Raw genomic sequence first — 24,495 nt, 5'->3', positions numbered from 1 at the left:
CTCTAAAATAGTCAATAAATATGAAGTTAAAATATAATTTAATTGCATGGTCTTTGTTGGGATTCTTTGCTGCGGCATGTGATCCCATGGACGATATTTATAATGAAATCGATGCGGAAGGTACAACGAACACCCAGACGATGGCGGAATATGTACTGACTGATGCCGATTACGAAACGATCAGCTCTGCAGCGGCGAAGGCTGCCACTTCGGATGCTGAAAAAGCCTTGGCGAATGCCGTCAAGACGGATAAGGCTCTGAACGAGTTTGCATCGGCTGAGAAGTATGTTCCTTCCATCATCGCGAAGATGCTGCCTTCATGGGGGAAAGGTTCTTCGGTAGGAGTGACCTATAACTATCAGAATACTCCTTCCGATTACGTACTGGAGTATAGGACAGTGACTAATACTTCTTTGGGTGATAAGGATTATGAGGCCCTGTGGGGCGAAGGCTCTCCCGTGAAGTTCCTGGCTCCGGCACATGCTCCGGCTACCGTATTGCCCGAGTGGCTGGCCGGTCAGTATAAGGATGCGGCAAAAGGTGATCTTGTGCTGGTAGATTACAAATATGACGATGTTGATCCTGAATTTACAGGGGAGGACTTGTACTCTCAGGACTTTGAGTCGGTTACGACCAATGAGGATATCGTGTTGGAAGGCTGGGAGCAGGTGACTCTGAAAGGCGATAGAAAATGGCAGGGAAAAAACTATAGTAGTTTGAATGGTTACGCACAATTCTCGGCCAATGGCTTTGAGGGTGAGGTGGATACTTGGCTTGTTTCTCCGGCAGTAGCAGTGACGAGCAAAGATGCCGGACTGTCTTTCGACATAAAGTTCGGATACTATAATGCGGATTGTCTGGATGTATTGGTTTCCGATACATATGCGGGAAATGGTTCGATTGATATGGCACAGTGGACTAGCGTGAAAGACCAGTTTACTTTCCCTGAAGGGCCTGCCAACGGCTACAACGATAATTTTGTGAATGTAGGGAAAGCCGGTCTGGAGGCATACAATGGCAAAAGCGTTTATGTTGCGTTCCGCTATGTAGGCGAGGGGCCCAAGGCGAAAACCACGACTGTTCAGCTCGATAATGTAAGTATTTCATCGGCTGTATTGGCTCCGACGAATGAAAAGCCTTATAATGCATTGTATCAGTTTGACGGAACGGCTTGGAAGGTTAAAGAAGATAGCAGATTGGTTGTAGTGGCTCCTGCCGATTATGACGCTATGGGAAGCCCGGGCAGTCATGATAACTTCAGCACTTCGGATGCTCCGGAGAATTATCTGCCCCAGTTCCTGGCTCAGAAATTTCCATATGCCCAGGAAGGGGATTCAAAAGCCGTCATGTACAAATATTATAATAAGGTAACGACGATTGAGGTGGACGAGTATCTGTTCAAGGAGGGTACATGGGTTCTGAATAACAATATTGAACTGAAAGAAAAAGTGAATTTTGTACATAATGGAACCGAGTGGTTGTTTGATCCGACGGTAACGAAATCATTGGCTTCCGAAGATTATTTGATTTTGGAAAATTGGGTGAAAGCGAATAAGGATGCTGGGTATATGGATGCCAAATATGGAAACTCGGAATACTGGTTCGGTGGCAGCTCTTATTATGTAAACTTCAATATCCAGTTGGCTAAACGCCGTTCGAATGACCCCGATGGGGTGGTGCCGGCAGATGATAAAGAGGCTGAGGCTTATTTGTTGTCTATGGTTCAGGAGGGTATTGAATTGATCTTGGCAACAGAGTATCCTACAGCCGGCGCGCAAGTAAGTGGGGTTGATTGTTTCTATGTCATTTCTGCAAAAGTGTATAATGGGCTTGAAACATTTACTTATACTTATACTTTTAAAGGTTTAGGAAATGCTAAATTTGAACTGCAAGGTGAGCCTGAAGTAACAAAATAAGGTTTTAAATTTTGAAGATAAATAAAGGGGCTGGTCGTGAATGACAGCCCCTTTATTGTTGCTTACAGTTTATAAGTAAAGGATGTGAACTCATCGTTAGAGGGTAGAAAAGTAGCGACCTCAAGCCTGTTGCATGATATTTCTTTGAATATTTGCAGGCTGTAAGTTAAAAACATAAGGAGTTAACCGGCAGGACAGTCCTTTTTCTTTTTTATTACGAAACTCTTTATACAGTTATTCCCGTCTTTGTATAAATGCTTTCTCCCTATAGAGGTGAGTGACATATTGGAACATTAACAATTTATTAGCAGATAACTTTCTTGAAATCCGCTTTTTTTCGTTCCTTTGTATTGAACTGCTTTCAACAGAATTAAAATAACTTTAAATATCAAACGCTTATGTGTAGTGAAGGATTGCGTGAAAGATATGTAAATCCCTATACGGACTTTGCATTCAAATTATTGTTTGGAACCGACTTGAACAAAGAGATTCTTATTGGCTTCTTGAATGCCTTGTTCGATGGCAAGCAGGTCATTGAGGATGTCATCTACTTGAATACAGAGCATCTGGGCAGCAAAGAGATTGACCGCCGGGCTGTCTTTGATGTCTATTGTGAAAATGAAAAAGGAGAAAAGATTCTGATAGAAATGCAGAGAGGGGAGCAACAGTTTTTCAAGGACCGGAGTATTTATTATGCTACCTATCCTATCAGGGAACAGGCTATTAAAGGGGAAATCTGGAACTATGAACTGAAAGCAGTGTATGTGATCGGTATCTTGAATTTTGCCTTGGATGATGTTTCGTCTTCCGGCTTCCGCCATGAAGTGAAGCTGATGGATACAACTACTCATGAAGTGTTTTTTGACAAACTGACTTTTGTGTATCTGGAAATGCCTAAATTCCATAAAACCGAGCAGGAGTTGGATACGTTGTTTGATAAATGGATGTTTGTGCTCAAGAATCTGGCCCGTTTGATGGAACGTCCTACTTCCCTTCAAGAACGTGTGTTCAACCGGCTGTTTGAGGCTGCCGAAATTGCTCAGTTCTCAAAAGAGAACCTTTATGCCTATGAGGAGAGTTTGAAAGTATATAGAGATTGGAACAATGTGATTAATACAGCTATTCAGAAAGGCATTGCAGAAGGTGAATGGATGAAAGCCAAAGCTATTGCAGGAAATTTGAAGAATGCCGGGCTTTCCATAGCTGAAATCGCAAAAGTTACCGGACTTTCGGAAGATGAGATAAACTCCCTTTGATTCCTCGGATAAGAGTATAAAAAAACTCCTCCGATATAGATCAGAGGAGCTGTTCTTTTTGAAGTAAAATTGAATTATGCTTCAGCAGGAGCTTCAGTAGCTTCAGCAGCAGGTGCTTCTTCAGCAGGAGCGTTAGCGGCTTCTGCTTCAGCTTTGGCAGCGGCTTCAGCAGCTTTCTTCTCAGCTACTTTCTTGGCAATTTCTTCATTTACTTTCTTTTCAGCTTCCAAACGAGCTTTTGCTTCAGCTTTCTTTGCTTCATCCAGTTTAGCCTTCAAAGTAGCCAGACCAGATTGTTTGTTGTTCTTCCAAGCTTCGAATTTAGCTTCAGCTTCTGCTTCTGTGAATGCGCCTTTGGCAACACCGCCCAGCAAGTGCTTTTTCATGTAAACACCTTCTTTTGACAAGATGTTACGTACTGTGTCAGTAGGCTGTGCACCGCACATTACCCAATGAAGTGCGCGTTCAAAATTCAAATCTACTGTGGCAGGATTGGTATTAGGGTTATAAGTACCAATTTTTTCAGTAAATTTACCATCACGTGGAGCTCTTACGTCTGCGATAACGATTGAATAAAACGCATAGCTTTTGCGTCCGTTTCTTTGCAATCTGATTTTAGTTGCCATTTCTAAATAATGTTTTTATAATTAATGATTTGAATTAATGCTAATAACCCGTATTAGCGGGTGCAAAGGTAAGACTTTTCTTTTGAATCGCAAAGACTTGGATGAGATAAAATATAATTTTTATAAAAAGGTGAACGGACATAGTGTTAATCACTAGAAAAATTATATATTTGCAACAGTTACAATTTAACTAAAAAATAAAAATTATGATTTCACAAAAATTACAAGACGCAATTAATGCTCAGATTGTAGCCGAAATGTGGTCGGCTAATCTTTATCTTTCCATGTCTTATTTCTTCGCTGCGAAAGGCTATGAAGGTTTTGCTTCATGGATGAAAGCGCAGGCTCATGAGGAGAGTGATCATGCTGATGTGTTGGCGCAATATGTGATGAAACGTGGCGGACAAGCCAAGGTGGGGGCTGTGGATGCTGTTCCTCAGGAATGGGCTTCTCCGCTGGATGTGTTCGAGCATGTATACAAGCATGAATGCCATGTTTCCGAATTGATTGACAAACTGGTAGATGTTGCTTCTGCTGAAAAGGACAAGGCTTCTCAGGATTTCTTGTGGGGATTTGTACGCGAGCAGGTAGAAGAGGAAGCTACCGTTCAGGGTATTTTGGACAAGATCAAGCTGGGTGGTGATGTGGCTTTGTATCATTTGGATATTCAACTTGGCGCAAGAAAATAAGCGAAAGAGAAACGAATGCCTGTTTTTTGTCTTCTGCAGATAAAGATGCAGGTGTTTATCGGAAATAGAAAGTGGGTGTGTCAAAATCCAGTTTTTGGAAATATGAATTTATAATTTGAGCATCCTAAAAGGCTAAAGAAAGGGTCGCATCAAACTCTGTATTGGTACAACCTTCCGCGATAGCGTATAAGCTATAAAAAAGATAGCCGTCCAGATTTTGGGGCGGCTATTTTTGTGTCTGCTTCCATTTGCCCGGAAGTAAATCACGATATTTTTCTATAGAGGTATTGGGAGGCCATGCGGCACAACGGTCTATAATGTCGTATAGGTATTCAAATACGTTTATACCACACCTGTGACAGGTAATGGCCAATGAATAAGTGTTATAATTACTATCTGTAACTTTTCGGAGCAGTCATTTTTGTTTTGACACATTCATCTCCTTGCTTTTTTACAGTATTTCTCTCAGCCATTTTTCTAATTCTCCCGTCCATTGGCGCTTATAGGTAAAGCTGTCGCGGAAGCCCCAGCCGTGGCCGCCGATAGGATAGGTGTGGAGGGAAGCAGGGACTTTATTCTTTACCAGCGCCAGGTAATAGCTCACGCTGTTGCTGACGGGTACAGTTCCGTCATCGCTGCTATGCATGATGAAGGCGGGAGGAGTGTCGCCTGTTACTTGCAGTTCATTGGAGTAAAGTCTCACTAGCTCTTCTGACGGGCTTTTCCCTAAAAGATTGTCACGTGAGCCCTTATGGCAGTTGGACAGATCCATGCTTATGACGGGATAAAACAGGATCTGAAAATCCGGACGCGTTCCGGCTGTATAGTGGGTGGCTGCCGTACTGGCCAGATGTCCGCCCGCAGAGGCCCCCATGATACCCACTTTTTGAATATGCCATTCGTTGGCGTGTTCTCTCATCAGCCGGATAGCCTGATGGGCGTCGCTCAATGGTACATCATGGTGTCCGTTTGGCATACGGTATTTCAATACGGCGTATGTGATGCCTTGTGCGTTGAACCAGTCTGCCATATCGTGCCCTTCGTGATTCATAGCCAGGCGTATGTATCCCCCTCCGGGACAAGCCACGACAGCCAGTCCGTTCGGTTTGGCTGCCGGATAAACGGTAAGGGTAGGCTCGCTGACATTGGAAATCCGGTTGTTCTCTAATTTCTGCTCGGGGGTGGTGATGCCGTTGGAGTTGGGGGCGCCATCGGGCCATAATTCCAACTCTACAGGTTTCTGGGCAGATAATGCGGTAGAGATTGCAAGTAAACTCATTAGTAAGATTCGTTTCATATAGCTTTTATTTTCACGGTATTTGAAAAAGGGTTATTTTTTCTTTATATGCATACTGGCTTTAACCAGCCATATGATCAGGAGGATATAGGCGGCCATTGACAGCACTTCGCTCAACGGGTTGCTCAGCCATTCTTCGTTGATCAGATTGATACCGCCAAAGCGCATGGCGGCACTGACAACCCCCATCAATGCGCCTCCGGCTATGAATCCGGATGCCAGCAAAGTTCCCTTCTCGCCACGTTCGGCGTTCACCGCCTCGTCTTTGCTGCGGGTAGTGACATACCAATTCACCGCTCCACCTACCAGCAACGGCAGGTTCAATTCCAGTGGAATGAACATACCCAGCGCAAAAGCCAGTGCGGGTACTTTGAAGTAGGTCAGCACCAATGCCAGCACAGCGCCTATTCCGTAAAGCAGCCAGGGAGCGCCTACACCGTTCATCAGCGGGTCTATTACGGCTGCCATCGCGTTGGCCTGCGGAGCTGCCAATGCGCCGGTGGAGAAGCCGTAGGTCTTGTTCAGGATCATGATGACGCCGCCCACAGTTGCTGCCGATACCAGTGTGCCGAGGAATTTCCATGTTTCCTGTTTGGCAGGAGTACTGCCCAGCCAGTAACCTATTTTCAAGTCTGTGATGAACCCGCCTGCCATAGAGAGTGCCGTACAAACCACACCACCCATAACCAGTGCGGCAACCATGCCGGTAGCGCCTTTTAGTCCAACGGCAACCATTACTACCGAGGCAAGTATCAGTGTCATCAGTGTCATTCCCGATACTGGGTTAGTGCCGACTATGGCGATAGCGTTGGCGGCTACGGTGGTGAACAGGAATGCAATGCCGGCTACGAGCAGGATGGCTACAATGCTGTGTAATACATTTCCATGCATCACATCAAAAAAGAAGAACAGTAAGATCAGCAGGATGGTGAAGATGGAACCGAAGGCGATCACTTTCATGGAAAGGTCTTTTTGCGTGCGGATGACGTTTGCTTCCACCTTCTTGCCGCCCATCTCTTTGGCGGCCAGTCCCACAGCACTCTTTATAATGCCCCATGAGCGCACGATACCGATCACACCGGCCATGGCGATACCACCGATACCGATACTTTTGGCATATTCCTTGAATATAAGTTCGGGTGACATTTCGCTAATGGTTTGTGTCAAGGCCGGATTCCATGCATTCAGCACTTGGTCGCCGAACAACAGGGCCATACCTGGAACAATAACCAGCCATACCACCAATGAACCGGCACAAATGATAGCCGCGTATTTCAAGCCGACAATATAGCCTAGGCCTAATACTGCTGCACCGGTGTTTATTTTCATCACCAGTTTGGCTTTTTCGGCAACCATCTCACCCCAGCCGCATACGCGGGTGGTGAAGTTTTCATTCCACCAGCCGAATGTGGCTACAATGAAATCGTACAGACCTCCTATTAGTCCTGCAAAAAGCAATGGCTTTGCCTGGCTTCCGCCTTTCTCGCCGGAAACAAGCACTTGCGTACTGGCAGTGGCTTCGGGGAAGGGATATTCGCCATGTTTGTCGCTGACGAAATATTTACGGAAGGGGATGAGGAACAGGATTCCCAAAATACCTCCCAGCAGTGAGCTGACAAACATCTGAAAGAAGTTGACTGTCATTTCGGGGTATTTGTCCTGCAATATATAAAGGGCGGGCAATGTGAAGATGGCTCCTGCCACTATGACTCCCGAACAGGCACCGATGGATTGGATGATGACATTCTCACCTAACGCGTTTTTACGCTTGGCGGCTCCCGATACACCTACGGCGATGATGGCGATAGGGATGGCGGCTTCAAAAACCTGTCCCACTTTTAATCCCAGGTAAGCTGCGGCCGCCGAGAATAATACCGCCATGGCGATACCCCATAGCACAGACCATAGGTTTACTTCGGGATATTTTTTGTTTGGTGACATGATGGGGTGATATTGTTCCCCCGGTTTCAGAGGTCGGAACGCGTTATCGGGCAATCCAACCGATTTTTCTTCTTCTTGTTTCATGTTTCTCTATGTTGTTATTTTTGAAATTTATCATAATAAATGCCCAAAAATAGTGAAAAAATAGAGAAACATCCTCATGATTTGATTAGAATATCTGAAATTTCAATCCAAATGATAGTCTCAGATAGTCATCGGGTTTCAAATAACTGTTGTTGAACGCACTGACAACGTATAAATCGCATGTGCTGATTTCGTAGAATGCGGTGATACTTTTAGAGAACTTCCGGTACTTTTCGGGCACATCGAAACGGACGCGTTGTCCCAGAAAGATATGGGTGCGGATACGGGTGGAAAATCCGTAGTATCCACGGGGATAGCGCTCAGGTTCGCTTGTCCAGAAATCATCGCTGAATACGGTGTTGAAATAGATTCCGGTAGTCAGCGGTTCCAGCGAGAAGTCTTTACCCAGCCAGATACTCCACGGGATATAATTCTGTTTCAAGGTCATGGTCATCTTGAAATGTTTGGATGAGTAGCGGGGGATGAAGCCCAAAAGAAGATCGGTTTCCCATTGGCCTCTTTTTCCATAATCCCAGCCTATGCCCCAGGATAACAGGCCCATTCCACCGGCGTACTGTAATTTGGTGTGGGTGGGGATCAAAGCTTCCCACGCACGCCTGTAACGGTGTACGCGCTTGTCGTATTTATGGTGCCGGTTTGGCATTTGGGTTACAATATCTTCCTCTTGGTTTTGAACGGAAGGAGAGGAGACAAGTATGCTGTCTTTGGATAAGATGGAGTAAAGTGTATTATTTTCTTGGGCTTGTGCCGTAAAAGGCAATAGTGGCCACAATAGGTTCAGAAATATCTTTTTAAAATTCAACTGTTTCATAATCGTAGGTTCCATCTTCTTTAATGGTGAATAATAAGTAGATGCGTTTGTCTATGCAGGGACATTGGAAATACAGAACTCCGTCGTTGAATAGATCATCTACTGCGAATTTGTGTTCATGGCCGTAAAGACAGAACTGGACTTTGGGGAACTGGTTGACGTATAGTTGGAAGATTTTTGCTACATTGTTGTTGAATACAAATTCAAAAGGTTTTACGTGCATTGCGAATACCGTTTTTTCTATTTCAGGCGACAGGTTGTTCAGTTCATTTTCTATAAAATTGAAATCGGGAACCGGTTCCGAATAATCATATTCCATCGCATTGGTATTGAGGCAGATAAAGCGTACATTTCCGGCTGTGAAGGCGAAGTTGGGATCTCCATAAATGGCTCTGTATGCGTCTTCACCTGTACCCAGGCAGTCGTGGTTGCCTAAAAGGCATACGTAGGGCATCTGGAATTTGTTAAATATGTCCCGCATCCATATGAATTCTTTTGTGACGCCGAAATCGGACTGGTCTCCTCCGTGAATGACAAAGTCTATGTCACCACGGGCATTGAGGGCTTTTACAACATCTTCGGTAGAGTTGTACCATCGTTGGGTATCACTGATCATGGCAAAGCGGATTGTTTTTTTGCCTTGCATTTTGTTTTCTATCAACTGGATGTTTTTGTTGGTCAGTTCTCTTTCTCCTGTAATATGTACATCGTATGGATGGGTTTCCAGCATGTCACAGCCACTGAAACAGAGGGCCAGCAGGACAAAGAATAATAGCTTGTTTGTCATTGTTCTCTTAAATTTGCTGCAAAGTACGTTATTTTAATCAGAATAAGAGTGGCTTATTATTGGGGAAAAATGTTCTTTTTTTCTTATTTTTTTGTCTTTACTTGGATACAGGCAGGCGGGGCAGTGTTTTCCGGATATAAAAAGAGGATGTATCAAACTCGAATCTTCTTTTGTTTTGATACATCCTCTCTCTTATGATGTGAGAATTCTATTCTGCAACTGTGCCTTTCGGGGTCATATCACCTTCTATATAAAGACGTGTCATTTCATTTTTCCCGTTTGTGCGGATAGTGATTGATTTCTTGAAATGTCCCGGAAATTTGCCGGCTCCATTATAAGTCACTGTTATCTGTCCACTTTCACCCGGTTTGATGGGCTCTTTAGGATATTGGGGAACAGTACATCCGCAAGATGCGATCGCTTGATGAATGACCAAGGGACCGTCTCCCGAATTTTTGAATTTGAAAACGCAAGTAACTTTCGGGCTAGACTCGGGGAATGAACCGAAGTTATGTGTTGTTTTCTCAAAGGTTATTTCTGCTTCTCCTTGAGATTGCCATACGGCTGCGTATGTGGTTAACCCTATAATCAACAATAATGTTGAAAGCAAAATTTTCTTCATTAGTTCCACTTTTTAAAAATTATCGGGGCTAAATTACTGTTTTTTTTATAAAAGGTCTTTAACTGTTAGTGAAATAAATGGTAAATTAACACCTTTAAAAATAAGGGACAAAGATAATCAACCCTATGAGGGCGGCAAAGATAGCGCAAATCAGTACGGCTCCTGCCGCTATGTCCTTTACGTCTCCGGCTATAGGATGGTAGTCTGGTGATACCAGGTTTACCAGGCGTTCTATGGCTGTGTTGAATGCTTCGGCAGCCAGTACCATTGCAAAGCACAGGAGGATGACAAGCCATTCGGTGCGTGTTATTTCAAACCGGATGCCTGCAATGGTTACGGCGATGATGGCTGTGCAATGTATCCAGGCATTGTGTTCCTTGCTTAAAAAACTACATACGCCTTTCCAGGCGTATGTAAAGCTTTTTAGTCGTTTATGCAGTTCATTCATTTTTTTAAGTTTGGGGTGAGTTTATCCTCTGTTTACCTGTTTTACTCCTTTTACTGTCTTTATCTTTTTTACTAATGATTCCAGCTTTGAAGTATCATCTACCATTACGGTCATCATGCCGCTGAACAGCCCGTCGTGCGAGTCGATGCTGATGGAACGGAGCAGGATATCGTTTTCCTTATTGATAATGGAGGTGATATTTGTCACAATTCCTATATCATCATGGCCAACGATGCGCAGCGTGATGGGGTATTGTTTGCCGTGGCTTTTCCCAGCCCAACGCGCCTTTACGATACGGTAGGCAAAACGTGATTGCAACTCCCGTGCATTAGGACAGTCGGTACGGTGTATTTTGATTCCTCCGCTGATGGTTACAAATCCGAATACATCATCGCCATAGATAGGGTTACAGCATTTGGCTAATTTGAAGTCCAGTCCTTTCAAATTCTGATCAATGACCAGTACGTCCTCTTTGAAGGTCTTGTCGTCCTGTGCTGTCTGCATGCTGAAATTCTCGGCGCTGCGATAGACAATATCTTCCCGGTTTTCCGTTTCCTTTTTCTTCAGTTCCAGGTATTTTTCGATGATGTCGTTCACATCTCTTGTCTCGTTGGCTATGTCCTGGTAGAACTCGGTTACGGTTTTGTATCCCAGCTTTTTTATCAGGCGCATCATCACTGCTTCATCGTATTCCAGTTTGCGGTTCTTGAATTTACGTTCTATGGTTTCTTTGGCGAACTCTGTCTGGCGGGCTTCTATCTCTTTGATGGCCTGGCGTATTTTGGTTCTTGCCTTCGAAGTGGTGACGATGTTCAGCCAGTCGCGTTTGGGTGTCTGGGTGTTTGAAGTCATGACTTCTACCTGGTCACCGCTGTTCAGCGTTTGCTTTAATTGTGCGTTCTTTCCGTTCACCTTTGCTCCGATACACTTGGAACCCAGTTTGCTGTGGATGGCGAAAGCAAAGTCCAGTACGGTCGCTCCTTTCGGCATCTTGTACAAGTCACCTTTGGGGGTGAATACGAATACTTCGTCTTCGTATAATTCCAGTTTGAACTGGTCCATCACTTCCAGGTCACTGTCGGCATTCTCCAGTGTTTCCCGGATGGAGGTCAGCCATTCATCCAGACCGCTTTCTCCTTTTACGCCTTTGTAACGCCAGTGGGCTGCCAGACCACGTTCCGCTATCTCGTCCATGCGTTCGGTGCGTATCTGTACTTCCACCCATTTGCCTTCAGGCCCCATTACAGTGGTATGCAAGGATTCGTATCCGTTACTTTTGGGTACGGAGAGCCAGTCGCGCAGACGTTTGGGATTGGGCATATACATATCGGTCACAATGGAATATACCTGCCAGCATTCTTGTTTTTCCTTGTCGACGGGAGAGTCCAGAATGATTCGGATGGCAAACAAGTCATACACTCCTTCGAAGGGACATTTCTGTTTCTTCATTTTCTGATAGATGGAATGGATGGACTTGGTACGCCCTTTCATGTGGAACTTCAATCCTGCTTCTTCCAGCTTATGCTGTATCGGTTCGATAAAGGCGGCTATGTATTTGTCACGGGAGGCTTTCGTTTCGTTCAGTTTGTCCTTTATATGATAATATACGTCGTGTTCGGTATATTTCAAGGAAAGGTCTTCCAGTTCCGATTTCAGTTTGTATAGCCCCAGCTTGTGTGCCAGCGGTGCGTACAGATAGGCAGCTTCGTTGGCTACTTGGGTGCGTGCTTCTATATTGGGAGTCTCCTTTATCTGTCTCATCAGGTTCACGCGGTCTGCAATGATGATCAGAATAACACGCATGTCTTCGGCAAAGGAGAGCAGCAGGTTGCGGAAATTTTCCGATTCTATGGTAGGGCTTTTGGAGTATAGCTCATTGATTTTCACAAGACCGCGTATGATCCCCGCTACATCCTCTCCATATTCCTGTTGTACAGATGCTAAGGTGCATAAATGGTTCTTTACCGATTCGTGCAGCATGATCCCCAGGATGGAAGCCCGTTTCATCCCAATTTCCTCGGCCACGATGACAGCGGTCTGCATATCTTTGATGATAGGATTCATCCCGAAACAATTTCGTGGCAGGTTACCTTCGGCAACTGCTTTTATGAGGTGTATTTTTAACTTATGGCAATCACCCTTCTGCAAGGTGTCGCCGGATAATTGCAGCAATCGTTTATAGAGGGCGAACAGTTGCTCACGCTCTTTGGCTGTGAAAAATGCTTTTTCTTCCATAACACGTGAAATCTTTTCGAGGGTAAAGGTAGTTTTTTTCTTTATTTATTAGGTAGTGTTCTCGCATTTTTTTGTATTTTTGGGCAATTAATAGTGAAAGAATAAGGTAACAATTTATTTAAACCATATAAAATCATGTACTTATGTTAACACCTGAAGACAAAGACTTATTAGTGAAAAAAGGAATTTCCGAGCAGCAGATTGCAGAACAACTGGCTTGCTTTGAAAAGGGTTTCCCATTTTTGAAGCTGGATGCGGCCGCTTCTGTTGAAAAGGGAATCATGGCTCCCGCCGAAATTGAAATGAAAAATTATTTGGAAGCATGGGATACATATAAGGAAGGTGAGAAAACCATCGTGAAGTTTGTACCCGCCTCTGGTGCTGCCAGCCGCATGTTCAAGAATTTGTTCGAATTCCTGGGGGCTGATTACAATACTCCGAAGACAGATTTCGAAAAGAAATTTTTCGACCATATTCATAGCTTCGCATTCTACAATGACTTGAATGCGGCTTGTATGGATAATACAGGAAAGAATATTGATGCTTTGATGGCCGGGAAGGATTATAAACCTATAGTAGCCAATCTGCTGGAAGCTGCCGGCTTGAACTATGGGGCATTACCGAAGGGGTTGTTGAAATTCCATCGGTATGCGGATGGTGTGCGTACGCCGCTGGAAGAACATTTGGTGGAAGGCGCGTTGTATGCGGCAGGCAGAACCGGAAAAGTGAATGTGCATTTCACCGTTTCTACGGAACATCGTGAATTGTTCACAAAGCTGGTGGAAGAGAAGGTTGCCGTTTATGCAAAGAAGTATGGAGTAGAATATGATGTGTCATTTTCTGAACAGAAACCGAGTACGGATACGGTTGCTGCCGATATGGAGAACAAACCTTTCCGCGATAAAGGCAAACTGTTGTTCCGTCCGGGAGGGCACGGCGCGCTGATTGAGAATCTGAATGACCTGGATGCCGATGTTATCTTTATCAAGAATATAGATAATGTGGTGCCCGATCGCTTGAAAGAGGATACTGTTACGTATAAAAAGCTGATTGCGGGGGTACTGGTTACTCTGCAGAGGCAGGTATTTGAATATTTGGAATTGCTGGATGGCGGTAAATATACACATGCGCAGCTGGAAGAGATCATTCGTTTCTTACAGCAGACTTTATGTTGCCGCAAACCGGATATCAAGGATCTGGAAGATGCCGATTTGGTTATTTATCTGCGTAAGAAGTTAAACCGTCCGATGCGTGTATGCGGTATGGTGAAGAATGTGGGTGAACCGGGAGGCGGCCCGTTCCTGGCTTATAATGCGGATGGTACTGTTTCACTGCAAATTTTGGAAAGTTCTCAGATTGACATGAATGATCCGGCCAAGAAAGAGATGTTCGAGAAAGGTACTCACTTTAATCCGGTGGATTTGGTGTGTGCGGTACGCGATTATAAAGGAAACAAATTCGACTTGGTGAAGTATGTGGATAAGGCTACAGGTTTTATCTCTTATAAATCAAAGAACGGTAGAGAACTGAAAGCATTGGAGCTTCCGGGCTTGTGGAACGGCGCAATGAGTGACTGGAACACTGTTTTTGTTGAAGTGCCGTTGAGTACCTTTAATCCGGTGAAGACTGTGAATGATTTGTTGCGTGAACAGCATCAATAATTCCTTTTTTTATTATAGACTACATGGATTTATACAGATCGGACGATTTGTGTAGGTCCGTGTAGTTTTTTGTGAAATTAATTTATATACCCTTGATTACTAACCTATAATTAAAAAGAATGAACCTGCTGACCTTTATTGCCCCACTGGCTGTGGCGGCAACTTTTATGATGCCGGCCGATGCTGCAAATCACAAAGAATTACCGGCATTGGGAAATACTCATATTCAAGTATTCGACAAAACCCCTGTTTGTTTTCGTCCCGATTCTTTCCCTAATTATACTCCTGCCAATGCTGACGGAGTGATCCGTCTGGTAAACGGGCGTATCATTTTAAAGAAAATAACCTTGCCCGATTATAAAAGGGATGTGGATGTTACCCTGAAAGTAACTGTAGCTTCCAATGGTGACCGTTGGGATAAATCTGGCTCTTGTTTTGTGCTTCCCAAAGAATCGGTGATTAATCTGATGAATATAGCCGAAGGCAAGAGGGCGTTTCCTGCGGTAGACAGTACCAAATATGAAAAAATGATTGGTATTGTTCCGGGTCAGGATTATGTGCCTACCCTTGAACTGATGCGTTTTATGACCCCGTTCGGTGTGGGGTATTATAGTTCGGATAATGATTCTTTGAGCAGCAAGAGGCGTCCTGTATATATCCCGAAATGGGAAAAGAGTGTGACTTGGGTGCAGGATATTACCGATCTTTATCCGGCATTGGAGAGAGAGGCATACGTGGGAATTTATATTGATACATGGACTGCCGAGGGGTATGTGGCCAGTATGGAATTGGATGTGAAGGAGAGTAAGATCACTTGCGACGTGATGCCGGAGCGCCGTGTGAAGCCTTTGATGAATACGGTGTATTATATCGGACAGACTTATCCGGATATTTTCTCACGCAAAGATGTGGTGATGGATTTTGATATGCCGAAAGCTGCCAAGAATGTTCGTTTGAAGTATATTGTAACAGGTCACGGAGGACATAGTGGCGGAGATGAGTTTGTGGAGAAACGGAACATCGTGTCTGTTGATGGCAAGGAGGTGTTGAATTTCATTCCTTGGCGTGATGACTGTGCTTCTTTCCGCCGTTTTAATCCGGCCACGGGAGTATGGCTGATACCACGAGTTGCCGCATATATAGGTGATAAGGGGTATACGACAAAAGAGATTGAAGAACCTTTGGCTTCTTCGGATTTGTCCCGTTCCAATTGGTGTCCGGGTAGCGATGTGATGCCTGAGGAGGCTGTTATTGGTGACTTGTCGGCCGGTAAACATTCTTTTAAGGTAAGTATCCCTGAGGCACAACAGGTAGATGGCAATAAATTGAATCATTGGCTGGTTTCAGCTTATTTGGTTTGGGAGGAATAACTTTTCCCGATTATTAATAGCTGCTGGAGCGGTTTGGATCTTTCCGAATATGAATGGTGAATTTCTTTCGGAAGGATTCAAAGCCTCTTTGCGGTAAATGGACATTATTTGTTTTTTCTTTTCATGCTGCGGATGATTTCTTTGTCCTCCGTGCTTACCCGATAAGATTCTATGATTTTTTGTAGTGCCTTATTGTAAGTAAAGTCATCTAAATGATTTTCCTTCAGATAGTTCATCGTTTTTTGAGGAAACTTGACATAACATACGGATAAAGCCCATGCTACAGCCATCTTCACATAATATCCTTCGTGACTGATCCGGTCCATCCATTGCAATACGTTGTCTATATACTCTTCGTCAATATAATGAGCCATTGCCATTACTACTCCGAAACGTATTTCATATTCTTTGTCGGATTTCATCCGGTCTTCCAAAAATAGCCAGACCCTTTTCTTGTTCTTGTCCACAAACCGTTGTTTGCCGTAAAAGTCAAAGGTGTCACAAACAGACCAACTGTTGATGATGGCAATAAACCGGGCAACCAGTGAAAGATATGCTTCCGTGTCTTTCATTTTCAGATTACTTATTACCATACCTTGTAGCATACGTTCCTCCATATAATAAGTATCCGCAGTCTGTAGATAACTCTCCCAGTCATCTTTGGCAATTTGTGCTCCTAACCGCCTTAGGGCAGGGATGCGGATACCCAATACATTTTCTATTCCCGGATGCAGCGATTCGGTGAACTTTTTATTTCCATTTTCTGCCAGTTGCAGCAAATTTTCTTTTATGGTCAATCCATTGATACGATATTCGTCCATTTTGTTTTTGTAAGATAGGGTTAGATTTTCAGTCCCATGATATAATCGTTCATATAATATCCGTTGCCTATATGGAAATCTCCTTCTGCAACTTTTTCCATTCCCAAATGTTGGTAGAATTGTAAAGCCTTATTGTTACGGTTTACATTCAAATGCATTTCGCAAGGTCCGGGATGGATTTCTTTAATTGCTTTGACGGCCTGCTCAAATAGTGCTTTGCCCAACCGGCAACCTTGAAAACGGGGAAGTACATAGATTTTCTGCAGATGAAATAAATGTTCTCCTTCGGGCTGTATGGAAACATATCCGGCAGCTTCTCCATCTTTGTAAGCTATGTAATAGATGTGCCCTTCCTCTTCCATTTGTTTACGCAGGTTTTTCGGAGAGTACATCCAGTCCATCATGTAATCCAATTGTTCTTTTGAAAGAATTTCCCGGTAGGTAGCTGGAAACACGATCTGAGCCATCTCGTTAATCAACTGAATATCATTGGTCGTTGCCTTTTTTATGGTAAACATGATCTTTATATCTTTTTAGTGTTATAACGAGAGGCAAAGATAAACTTTTTGCAAGAAAAAAAGGGGCTTCCTTTCTTTTTCTTGTTTAAATATTAATTTATGCAAAATAGTAGAACTATGTAATACAAGGTACTTGTATAATACATATATTTGTGCCAAACAAAGTATTATAGATTATGAATGTAGACAATGTACGATCTCAGATGCGCAAAGGAATGCTGGAATACTGCATTTTATTGTTGTTGCACAAAGAGCCGTCATATGCTTCGGATATCATTCAAAAATTGAAAGAAGCCCGGCTCATTGTAGTAGAAGGGACGCTTTATCCGCTGCTTACCCGGCTGAAAAACGATGACCTGCTCTCATACGAATGGGTAGAGTCCACTCAGGGACCACCTCGTAAATATTATAGTCTCACTCCTCAGGGTGAAACATTCCTTAGCGGACTGGAGGCTGCCTGGGAGGAGCTGGCGAATACAGTGAATCATTTAAAAAACAATTAAAAACAGGATACAATGAAAAAGACTTTAACCATAAATTTAGGAGGTACCGTTTATTATATAGACGAAGACGCTTACCATTTGTTGGATAACTATTTAACTAACCTGCGTATTCACTTCTGTCGTGAGGAGGGAGCGGAAGAAATTGTACATGATATAGAATTACGTATCTCTGAGCTGTTTACCGACCGTTTGAATGAAGGTAAACAGGTTATTACCATTGAAGATGTGGAAGAAATCATAGCCCGGATGGGTAAACCCGAAGATCTTTCCGATGAAGAAAGTGGAGAAGCATCGGGTTCGGAAAAACAAAAAGGAACCACTATGCGCCGCTTGTTTCGTGATCCGGACAATAAGGTACTAGGTGGAGTGGCTTCCGGACTGGCTGCTTATATGGGATGGGATGTTACTTGGGTACGTATCATTCTATTGGTTCTTGGTTTCTTTGTTCATGGGGTGATATTGGCTTATATCATAGCGTGGATTATTATTCCTATGGCGCGTACCGCTCCCGAGAAACTCGCCATGAAGGGGGCTGCTATTAATGTGGAGAATATAGGCAAGACTGTAACAGACGGATTTGAAAAAGTGAATGATTATGTACGCTCAGACCGTCCTAGGAGTATCTTGCAAAAGATAGGGGAGGGGATTGTGTCTGTGGCAGGGTTCCTTATCAAGTTCCTGCTTGTTTTCATTGCTATTTGCTGTGCGCCTGTATTGTTTGTATTATTGATTGTCTTTTTTGCATTGCTGATGGCGGCTACGGGACTGATTGCTGCATTGCCGGCTGTGCTTTATGAGGTGCTGCCTGCGGTTAATTGGGCTACGGTGGGTAGCTCTCCGGGGTTGACTGTCGCTATGTCCGTAGCAGGTATTCTGGTTATCGGTATTCCTATTATAGGACTGATACACATGCTGATGCGTCATTTTGGAGGTTGGCAACCCATGTCCATTGTAACCAAAATTATATTTATCGTATTGTGGCTCATCGCGTTGGGAGTGGGTGTTTTCTTTGTACTGAATGATCCAAATATTGCTTCAATGATATCGTATAGTTTATAAAATACACTATCTTTGCAGATGGAAAGTTGGGAATCAAGAGGTGTCTTGTTCTCAACTCTCCGTTTTTTGTAAGGAATATCAAACATATATAAATACTATGACTAAGAAGATTTTATTGCTGGGTTCTGGCGAATTAGGTAAGGAATTCGTCATTGCGGCAAAACGTAAAGGGCAGTATGTTATTGCTTGCGACTCTTATGCAGGTGCTCCGGCCATGCAGGTGGCTGATGAATTTGAAGTGTTCAGTATGCTTGACGGTGATGCGTTGGATGCTGTGGTAGCCAAACACAAGCCGGATATAATTGTGCCTGAAATTGAAGCTATCCGTACCGAACGTCTGTATCATTTGGAACAGGAAGGTATTCAAGTAGTGCCGAGTGCCCGTGCAGTGAATTTCACGATGAACCGCAAGGCCATTCGTGATTTGGCAGCTAAGGAATTAGGATTAAAGACAGCCAAGTATTTCTATGCCAAGTCTTTGGAAGAATTGCAGGAGGCCGCAAAAGAGATTGGTTTTCCCTGTGTGGTGAAACCTTTGATGTCTTCATCCGGCAAAGGCCAGTCTTTGGTCAAGAGCGTGGATGAGTTGGAACAGGCATGGCATTATGGGTGTGAAGGCAGTCGTGGAGATATTAAAGAATTGATCATTGAGGAATTTATTCAGTTCGATAGTGAGATTACTTTGCTCACCGTCACTCAGAAAAACGGTCCTACTTTGTTCTGTCCGCCTATCGGACATGTACAGAAAGGGGGAGATTATAGGGAAAGTTTCCAGCCGGCGCACATTGATCCCGAACATTTGAAGGAGGCACAGCGTATGGCCGATAAAGTGACGGCGGCTTTGACCGGTGCGGGAATCTGGGGAGTTGAATTTTTCTTGAGTCATGAAAACGGAGTTTATTTCTCCGAACTTTCTCCCCGTCCGCATGATACCGGAATGGTGACTTTGGCAGGTACTCAGAATTTAAATGAGTTTGAGTTGCATCTGCGTGCGGTGTTAGGACTTCCTATCCCTGAAATTACACAAGAACGCATAGGGGCCAGTGCAGTGATTCTTTCTCCAATTGCCAGCAAGGAAGCTCCCCGTTATCGTGGTGAAGAGGAAGTTTGTAAGGAGACAAATACTTATCTCCGTATTTTTGGTAAACCTTATACAAAATTGAACCGCCGTATGGGAGTTGTGGTTTGTTATGCTCCTAATGGCAGTGACTTGGACGCTTTGCGTGACAAGTGCAAGGCTGCTGCTGCAAAGGTAGAGGTGTATTAATATCTTGTATTGATGGATATAAAATAAAGGTCCGGGCTTTTCCAAGTCCGGACCTTTTGTTGTTCCAAAGGTGTGCTTCCCTGAAACAAGGTTTTATAGTTTTTCTTTTTAAAAGAAGGGCGTAGGGAGACTTTTTTCTGTAAGGAGTGTGTGGTCTTGTAATCAGATTCATCCTTAAAATATTTTATTCGGATTCCTAAACCTTTCCTGACGTATGGTTAAGGGTTTTCTTCCTGCCTGTTTTATCTCCGCAAGCCTTTGGAGTTATCTCCATAAGCTTTGGAGTTAACTCCATAGCCTTGGGAGATAACTCCAAAGGCTATGGAGATAGAATATATCCGTATAAAAAGGTTTAATCTGAAGATAGAAAAGGCTTATACAATAGGGAGGATATGAGCATTCGTTTAATTCCGTTAGCGGGTTATTGCTTTTTTCATCCCTTCCGGTCCTTTGGACTTCATGAGGCGGAAAGATTGGTTTAGTCATTCTTTCTTTTCTTGGTCCGGATTTGTAATGACTTCTTCGTCTTCCGGATAACTCCTGTTATCTTCTTCTTCCTCGTCAATGAAAAGTTCCGGTTGTTGAGGGCCTTTGTGTCTGAACAATATAGCTGCGGCTATTCCGGCCGCTGCGCCCCCCAAGTGTCCCTCCCAAGAAGTGGTGGAGGAAGCGAACTGCGGGAACATGTTCCATACCAGGCTGCCATATAGAAAGGTGACAAGCAATGACAGGGCTACTAAAGGAACGTGTTTGCGGAGAATGCCACTGAAGAACAGAAAGAAGGCGAGTGAATAAATTATACTGCTGGCACCTATATGCCATCCAGGCTTGCCTATTATAAATGTAAGTATTCCACTGACTATCCAGATGAAAAAAAGTATACCAATGCCCAAATCACGATAAAAGTAGAGCAGACACCATAATAAAAAAAGAAGAGGGAAAGTGTTCGCAAATAAATGTCCCCAATCGGCGTGTATCAATGGAGAAGTGAGAATCCCCATTATTCCTTTGGTTTCTTTGGGATATATGCCCCAGGTGATAAAATCCCAATTCATGACACTTTCCATTGTACGCAGGGTGTACAGAATGAAAAGAAGTAATAACGGAAGAGCAAAAGCCAATAGAATTTTTTGAATTTCAAGTTTCATTTTGTCATAATTATGCTGATTTCTGTGCAATACTACGGATATTTGAGCGAAAAATGAAAAATATTTTGCTATTTAATTTTGCTTTATCCATTTAATTACTAATTTTGAGCGTTGCATACAAAAATAATATGTGACACAAATTGATATGGAAATTTGATTTATAACCTTAAAATAACAACTATGAGTTACTTACGATTTGACAAGACTCTTATGACGAACCTCGGGGAATCATTACCGAAAGAAATTCTCCGCACAAACCGTTCAGGGGCTTACCATTGTACAACCATTGTTGATTGCAATACGAGAAAATATCATGGATTGCTTGTCATTCCGGTGCCTGAGCTGGATGATGAAAACCATGTATTGTTATCGTCGTTGGATGAAACAGTGATACAACACGGCGCTGAATTTAACCTGGGGCTTCATAAGTATCAGGGTGACAATTACAGCCCCAGGGGACACAAGTATATCCGGGAATTCGAGTGTGAGAAAGTTCCTACCACTATATACCGGGTAGGTGGTGTGATTCTGAAGAAGGAAAAGCTTTTCGTTCATCATGAAAATAGAATTTTAATCCGTTATACTTTGCTGGAGGCACATTCGGCCACTACGTTGCGTTTGCGTCCGTTTCTGGCTTTCCGCAGCGTCCGTCAGTATACTCATGAGAACGCACAAGCCAGCCGTGACTATCAGGAGGTGGACAATGGGATCAAGACATGCATGTATCCGGGCTATCCCGAATTATATATGCAATTGAACAAGAAGAACGAATTCCACTATCAGCCGGATTGGTATCGGGGAATTGAGTATCCCAAAGAGCAGGAGAGAGGATATGATTTTAATGAAGATTTGTATGTTCCGGGTTATTTTGAAGTGGACATAAAGAAAGGTGAAAGCATTGTCTTTTCAGGAGGTGTTTCCGAGGCCGGTACCCGTACATTAAAGAGAACCTTTGAAGAGGAGGTGGAAGAACGTACTCCGCGTGATAATTTCCAGCACTGTCTGATAAATGCTGCCCATCAGTTCTTAAATAAACAGGGAGATGAGTTTTATATTCTGGCAGGATATCCGTGGTTTAAATGCCGTGCGCGCGATATGTTTATTTCCCTGCCGGGACTGACATTGGCGATTGATGAAGTGGCTAAGTTTGAAATGGTGATGGAAACGGCCCGCAAGGCAATTCATGACTTTATTAATGATGAGCCTGATGATGTTAAAGTGTATGAAATGGAGCATCCTGATGTTTTGCTTTGGGCGGTGTGGTGTATCCAGCAATATGCCAAGATGGTGTCGCGTGACCAATGCCGTGAGAAATATGGTACATTGTTGCAGGACATTATGGAATACCTTCGCCGGGAGAATCATCCGAACCTTTTCTTGCATTCAAACGGTCTGCTATATGCCAACGGAACGGAAAAGGCTATCACATGGATGAATTCTACCGCAAACGGACGTCCTGTGATTCCTCGTACAGGCTATATCGTAGAAATTAATGCTTTGTGGTATAATGCCTTACGTTTTACAAGTGAACTGTTGGGCGAAGGTGGAAACAATAATTTGGCTGAAACGTTAAATGTATTGGCAGAAAAGACGGGAAAGGCTTTCGTGGATACTTTCTTGAATGAGTATGGTTATTTACTGGATTATGTGGATGGCAATATGATGGACTGGAGCGTGCGTCCGAACATGATATTTACTGTAGCATTCGACTATTCTCCGCTTGATGCCCGTCAGAAGAAAGGGGTGTTGGACATTGTGACCAAAGAACTGCTTACCCCGAAAGGGCTCCGTTCGCTCAGCCCGAAGAGTGGCGGTTACAACCCGAACTATGTGGGTCCTCAGATGCAGCGTGATTATGCTTATCATCAAGGTACCGCATGGCCTTGGCTGGCTGGCTTCTATTTTGAAGCTTACCTTCGTATTTATAAGATGAGTGGCATAGGATTTGTGGAGCGTCAGCTGATAGGCTACGAAGACGAAATGACTTCTCATTGTATTGGCTCTATACCTGAACTGTTTGATGGTAACCCGCCTTTCAAAGGTCGTGGAGCTGTATCATTCGCTATGAATGTGGCAGAGATATTACGAGTATTATATTTATTGAGTAAATACAATTATTGAAAGGAGGGACCTGTATGAAAGTATTAATGTTTGGATGGGAATTTCCTCCCAAAATATATGGTGGTCTTGCTGTAGCATCTTACGGTATAACAAAAGGTCTGAGTCTGCAAGGTGATATGGAAACAACCTTCTGTTTGCCCAAACCTTGTGGCGACGAAGAAAAGTTTCTGAACATTATAGGCATGAACCAAGTGCCCATTGTGTGGCGTGATGTGGATTATGATTACTTAAAGTCACGTCTTTCGACTTCGACTCCGGAACAGTATTATGCTTTCCGTGATCATATCTATTCTGATTTCTCATATATGCACGTCAATGATCTGGGGTGTATGGAGTTTGCCGGTGGCTATCCGGGAAACCTTCATGATGAGATCAATAACTTTTCTATTATTGCCGGTGTGGTTGCGCGCCAGCAAGAATTTGATATTATCCATGCGCACGACTGGCTGACTTATCCGGCTGGTGTGCATGCCAAGCTGGTAAGTGGCAAACCTTTGTGCATCCATGTGCATGCTACTGATTTTGACCGTTCGCGCGGTAAAGTGAATCCTACAGTATATGCTATGGAAAAGAATGGCATGGATCATGCCGACTGTATTATGTGTGTGTCCGAGCTGACCCGTCAGACTGTTATTCACCAATATCATCAAGACCCGCGCAAATGTTTTGCCATGCACAATGCCGTTTATCCGCTTTCGCAAGATTTGCTGGACATTCCTCGTCCTGATCACTCGAAAGAAAAAGTGGTGACTTTCCTGGGGCGTATCACGATGCAGAAAGGACCCGAGTATTTTGTGGAAGCCGCCGCATTGGTCTTGAAGCGTACCCGTAACATCCGTTTTGTAATGGCAGGATCGGGAGACATGCTGGACGCCATGATCAATCTGGCTGCGGAACGAGGTATTGCAGACCGTTTTCATTTCCCGGGGTTCCAGCGTGGGCGTCAGGTTTATGAAGCATATAAAAACAGTGATGTATTCGTAATGCCTTCCGTGTCAGAACCTTTTGGTATTGCTCCTTTAGAGGCTATGCAGTGCGGAACTCCTTCTATCATCTCAAAGCAATCGGGTTGCGGTGAAATTTTGGATAAAGTAATCAAGACAGATTATTGGGATATCAACGCTATGGCCGATGCCATCTATTCTATTTGTACGAATCCTTCTCTTTTCCAATATCTGCAGGAAGAAGGAAAGAAAGAGGTGGATGGCATTACATGGGAGAAAGTCGGCTTGAGAATCCGTGCCCTCTATGAGCAGGTGTTAAAAAACTATGGTAAATAATAAAACAATAACTA

Annotated in this window: 21 protein-coding genes; 10 read left to right on the top strand and 11 right to left on the bottom strand. The window is 43.7% G+C overall.

Annotation, left to right across the window (positions count from 1 at the left end):
* The first annotated feature begins 20 nt into the window (after positions 1-20).
* Both RE317_RS11265 and RE317_RS11260 read left to right on the top strand, forming a co-directional pair.
* Complete coding sequence (locus RE317_RS11265; protein WP_008667284.1) at positions 21-1,916, top strand: choice-of-anchor J domain-containing protein; 1,896 nt, start codon at positions 21-23, stop codon at positions 1,914-1,916.
* Positions 1,917-2,314: 398 nt separating this feature from the next.
* A complete protein-coding gene (locus RE317_RS11260) occupies positions 2,315-3,172 on the top strand; it encodes an Rpn family recombination-promoting nuclease/putative transposase (RefSeq protein ID WP_008667285.1) in 858 nt (285 codons plus the stop codon).
* Between the two features lie 74 nt (positions 3,173-3,246).
* Here RE317_RS11260 and RE317_RS11255 read toward each other — a convergent pair whose 3' ends face one another.
* Positions 3,247-3,798 carry a 30S ribosomal protein S16 gene (locus RE317_RS11255; protein ID WP_005843292.1) on the bottom strand — a complete coding sequence of 184 codons (552 nt, stop codon included), beginning with the start codon at positions 3,796-3,798 and terminating at the stop codon, positions 3,247-3,249.
* Between the two features lie 206 nt (positions 3,799-4,004).
* Here RE317_RS11255 and RE317_RS11250 point away from each other — a divergent pair, with 206 nt between their 5' ends.
* Positions 4,005-4,487 carry a ferritin gene (locus RE317_RS11250; protein ID WP_005843294.1) on the top strand — a complete coding sequence of 161 codons (483 nt, stop codon included), beginning with the start codon at positions 4,005-4,007 and terminating at the stop codon, positions 4,485-4,487.
* A gap of 451 nt (positions 4,488-4,938) precedes the next feature.
* Here RE317_RS11250 and RE317_RS11245 read toward each other — a convergent pair whose 3' ends face one another.
* The 7 genes from RE317_RS11245 to RE317_RS11215 all read right to left on the bottom strand — a co-directional run bounded on the left by RE317_RS11245 (position 4,939) and on the right by RE317_RS11215 (position 12,733).
* Positions 4,939-5,784: an alpha/beta hydrolase gene (locus RE317_RS11245; protein ID WP_008667290.1), complete on the bottom strand. Its 846-nt coding sequence runs from the start codon at positions 5,782-5,784 to the stop codon at positions 4,939-4,941.
* 33 nt (positions 5,785-5,817) lie between these two features.
* The gene (locus RE317_RS11240) at positions 5,818-7,809 is read right to left on the bottom strand and encodes an OPT family oligopeptide transporter (protein WP_008667292.1); all 1,992 of its coding nucleotides are present in this window, start codon (positions 7,807-7,809) and stop codon (positions 5,818-5,820) included.
* A gap of 85 nt (positions 7,810-7,894) precedes the next feature.
* Positions 7,895-8,656, bottom strand: a complete 762-nt coding sequence (locus RE317_RS11235; RefSeq protein ID WP_005848003.1) for a hypothetical protein — start codon at positions 8,654-8,656, stop codon at positions 7,895-7,897.
* Positions 8,622-9,428: a metallophosphoesterase gene (locus RE317_RS11230; protein ID WP_005843301.1), complete on the bottom strand. Its 807-nt coding sequence runs from the start codon at positions 9,426-9,428 to the stop codon at positions 8,622-8,624. Before RE317_RS11230 ends, RE317_RS11235 begins: the two co-directional genes overlap by 35 nt.
* Before the next feature lie 208 nt (positions 9,429-9,636).
* On the bottom strand, positions 9,637-10,050 hold the full coding sequence (locus RE317_RS11225; protein WP_005848002.1) for a DUF1573 domain-containing protein: 414 nt from the start codon (positions 10,048-10,050) through the stop codon (positions 9,637-9,639).
* A gap of 94 nt (positions 10,051-10,144) precedes the next feature.
* Positions 10,145-10,498, bottom strand: coding sequence for a diacylglycerol kinase family protein (locus RE317_RS11220; protein ID WP_008667295.1), 354 nt, complete (start codon positions 10,496-10,498; stop codon positions 10,145-10,147).
* Positions 10,499-10,519: 21 nt separating this feature from the next.
* Positions 10,520-12,733: a bifunctional (p)ppGpp synthetase/guanosine-3',5'-bis(diphosphate) 3'-pyrophosphohydrolase gene (locus tag RE317_RS11215; RefSeq protein WP_005847998.1), complete on the bottom strand. Its 2,214-nt coding sequence runs from the start codon at positions 12,731-12,733 to the stop codon at positions 10,520-10,522.
* Positions 12,734-12,876: 143 nt separating this feature from the next.
* Here RE317_RS11215 and RE317_RS11210 point away from each other — a divergent pair, with 143 nt between their 5' ends.
* Entirely contained in the window at positions 12,877-14,394 is a 1,518-nt protein-coding gene (locus tag RE317_RS11210) for a DUF4301 family protein (protein ID WP_005847995.1), read from the top strand.
* A gap of 119 nt (positions 14,395-14,513) precedes the next feature.
* On the top strand, positions 14,514-15,764 hold the full coding sequence (locus RE317_RS11205; protein ID WP_005843321.1) for a PNGase F N-terminal domain-containing protein: 1,251 nt from the start codon (positions 14,514-14,516) through the stop codon (positions 15,762-15,764).
* A gap of 104 nt (positions 15,765-15,868) precedes the next feature.
* Here the strand turns inward: RE317_RS11205 and RE317_RS11200 are convergent, their stop codons facing one another.
* Both RE317_RS11200 and RE317_RS11195 read right to left on the bottom strand, forming a co-directional pair.
* A complete protein-coding gene (locus tag RE317_RS11200) occupies positions 15,869-16,585 on the bottom strand; it encodes a DNA alkylation repair protein (RefSeq protein WP_005847993.1) in 717 nt (238 codons plus the stop codon).
* A 20-nt stretch (positions 16,586-16,605) separates the two neighbouring features.
* Positions 16,606-17,103, bottom strand: a complete 498-nt coding sequence (locus RE317_RS11195) for a GNAT family N-acetyltransferase (protein ID WP_005847991.1) — start codon at positions 17,101-17,103, stop codon at positions 16,606-16,608.
* A 176-nt stretch (positions 17,104-17,279) separates the two neighbouring features.
* On the opposite strand from RE317_RS11195, the gene RE317_RS11190 reads away from it, so the two are divergent.
* From RE317_RS11190 to purT, 3 genes are all read left to right on the top strand, one after another.
* The gene (locus tag RE317_RS11190; RefSeq protein WP_005843327.1) at positions 17,280-17,606 is read left to right on the top strand and encodes a PadR family transcriptional regulator; all 327 of its coding nucleotides are present in this window, start codon (positions 17,280-17,282) and stop codon (positions 17,604-17,606) included.
* A 12-nt stretch (positions 17,607-17,618) separates the two neighbouring features.
* Positions 17,619-18,665, top strand: coding sequence for a PspC domain-containing protein (locus tag RE317_RS11185; protein ID WP_005843329.1), 1,047 nt, complete (start codon positions 17,619-17,621; stop codon positions 18,663-18,665).
* 88 nt (positions 18,666-18,753) lie between these two features.
* Positions 18,754-19,932 carry a formate-dependent phosphoribosylglycinamide formyltransferase gene (gene purT, locus RE317_RS11180; RefSeq protein WP_258458885.1) on the top strand — a complete coding sequence of 393 codons (1,179 nt, stop codon included), beginning with the start codon at positions 18,754-18,756 and terminating at the stop codon, positions 19,930-19,932.
* 482 nt (positions 19,933-20,414) lie between these two features.
* Here purT and RE317_RS11175 read toward each other — a convergent pair whose 3' ends face one another.
* On the bottom strand, positions 20,415-21,080 hold the full coding sequence (locus RE317_RS11175; protein WP_005847985.1) for a rhomboid family intramembrane serine protease: 666 nt from the start codon (positions 21,078-21,080) through the stop codon (positions 20,415-20,417).
* Between the two features lie 180 nt (positions 21,081-21,260).
* Between RE317_RS11175 and RE317_RS11170 the strand changes: the two genes are divergently transcribed.
* Together RE317_RS11170 and RE317_RS11165 are read left to right on the top strand one after the other, a co-directional pair.
* Positions 21,261-23,201 carry a glycogen debranching enzyme N-terminal domain-containing protein gene (locus RE317_RS11170; RefSeq protein ID WP_005847983.1) on the top strand — a complete coding sequence of 647 codons (1,941 nt, stop codon included), beginning with the start codon at positions 21,261-21,263 and terminating at the stop codon, positions 23,199-23,201.
* A 14-nt stretch (positions 23,202-23,215) separates the two neighbouring features.
* Positions 23,216-24,481: a glycosyltransferase gene (locus tag RE317_RS11165; protein WP_005843349.1), complete on the top strand. Its 1,266-nt coding sequence runs from the start codon at positions 23,216-23,218 to the stop codon at positions 24,479-24,481.
* Positions 24,482-24,495 lie beyond the last annotated feature (14 nt).

The organism is Phocaeicola sp. GP0067 (genome assembly GCF_031119655.1).
GTDB lineage: Bacteria > Bacteroidota > Bacteroidia > Bacteroidales > Bacteroidaceae > Phocaeicola > Phocaeicola vulgatus.
Note: the sequence above shows the minus strand (reverse complement) of the source record. Positions and strands in the feature narration are given on the sequence as shown.

Excerpts from the sequence above, each read along its gene's own strand:
- RE317_RS11190 (WP_005843327.1), top strand. The coding sequence starts at position 17,280 with ATGAATGTAGACAATGTACGATCTCAGATGCGCAAAGGAATGCTGGAA.
- RE317_RS11200 (WP_005847993.1), bottom strand. The coding sequence starts at position 16,585 with ATGGACGAATATCGTATCAATGGATTGACCATAAAAGAAAATTTGCTG.
- RE317_RS11265 (WP_008667284.1), top strand. The coding sequence starts at position 21 with ATGAAGTTAAAATATAATTTAATTGCATGGTCTTTGTTGGGATTCTTT.
- RE317_RS11240 (WP_008667292.1), bottom strand. The coding sequence starts at position 7,809 with ATGAAACAAGAAGAAGAAAAATCGGTTGGATTGCCCGATAACGCGTTC.
- RE317_RS11230 (WP_005843301.1), bottom strand. The coding sequence starts at position 9,428 with ATGACAAACAAGCTATTATTCTTTGTCCTGCTGGCCCTCTGTTTCAGT.
- RE317_RS11235 (WP_005848003.1), bottom strand. The coding sequence starts at position 8,656 with ATGGAACCTACGATTATGAAACAGTTGAATTTTAAAAAGATATTTCTG.
- RE317_RS11220 (WP_008667295.1), bottom strand. The coding sequence starts at position 10,498 with ATGAATGAACTGCATAAACGACTAAAAAGCTTTACATACGCCTGGAAA.
- RE317_RS11170 (WP_005847983.1), top strand. The coding sequence starts at position 21,261 with ATGAGTTACTTACGATTTGACAAGACTCTTATGACGAACCTCGGGGAA.
- RE317_RS11210 (WP_005847995.1), top strand. The coding sequence starts at position 12,877 with ATGTTAACACCTGAAGACAAAGACTTATTAGTGAAAAAAGGAATTTCC.
- RE317_RS11225 (WP_005848002.1), bottom strand. The coding sequence starts at position 10,050 with ATGAAGAAAATTTTGCTTTCAACATTATTGTTGATTATAGGGTTAACC.
- RE317_RS11195 (WP_005847991.1), bottom strand. The coding sequence starts at position 17,103 with ATGTTTACCATAAAAAAGGCAACGACCAATGATATTCAGTTGATTAAC.
- RE317_RS11215 (WP_005847998.1), bottom strand. The coding sequence starts at position 12,733 with ATGGAAGAAAAAGCATTTTTCACAGCCAAAGAGCGTGAGCAACTGTTC.
- RE317_RS11165 (WP_005843349.1), top strand. The coding sequence starts at position 23,216 with ATGAAAGTATTAATGTTTGGATGGGAATTTCCTCCCAAAATATATGGT.
- RE317_RS11255 (WP_005843292.1), bottom strand. The coding sequence starts at position 3,798 with ATGGCAACTAAAATCAGATTGCAAAGAAACGGACGCAAAAGCTATGCG.
- RE317_RS11260 (WP_008667285.1), top strand. The coding sequence starts at position 2,315 with ATGTGTAGTGAAGGATTGCGTGAAAGATATGTAAATCCCTATACGGAC.
- RE317_RS11185 (WP_005843329.1), top strand. The coding sequence starts at position 17,619 with ATGAAAAAGACTTTAACCATAAATTTAGGAGGTACCGTTTATTATATA.
- RE317_RS11250 (WP_005843294.1), top strand. The coding sequence starts at position 4,005 with ATGATTTCACAAAAATTACAAGACGCAATTAATGCTCAGATTGTAGCC.
- RE317_RS11205 (WP_005843321.1), top strand. The coding sequence starts at position 14,514 with ATGAACCTGCTGACCTTTATTGCCCCACTGGCTGTGGCGGCAACTTTT.
- RE317_RS11175 (WP_005847985.1), bottom strand. The coding sequence starts at position 21,080 with ATGAAACTTGAAATTCAAAAAATTCTATTGGCTTTTGCTCTTCCGTTA.
- RE317_RS11245 (WP_008667290.1), bottom strand. The coding sequence starts at position 5,784 with ATGAAACGAATCTTACTAATGAGTTTACTTGCAATCTCTACCGCATTA.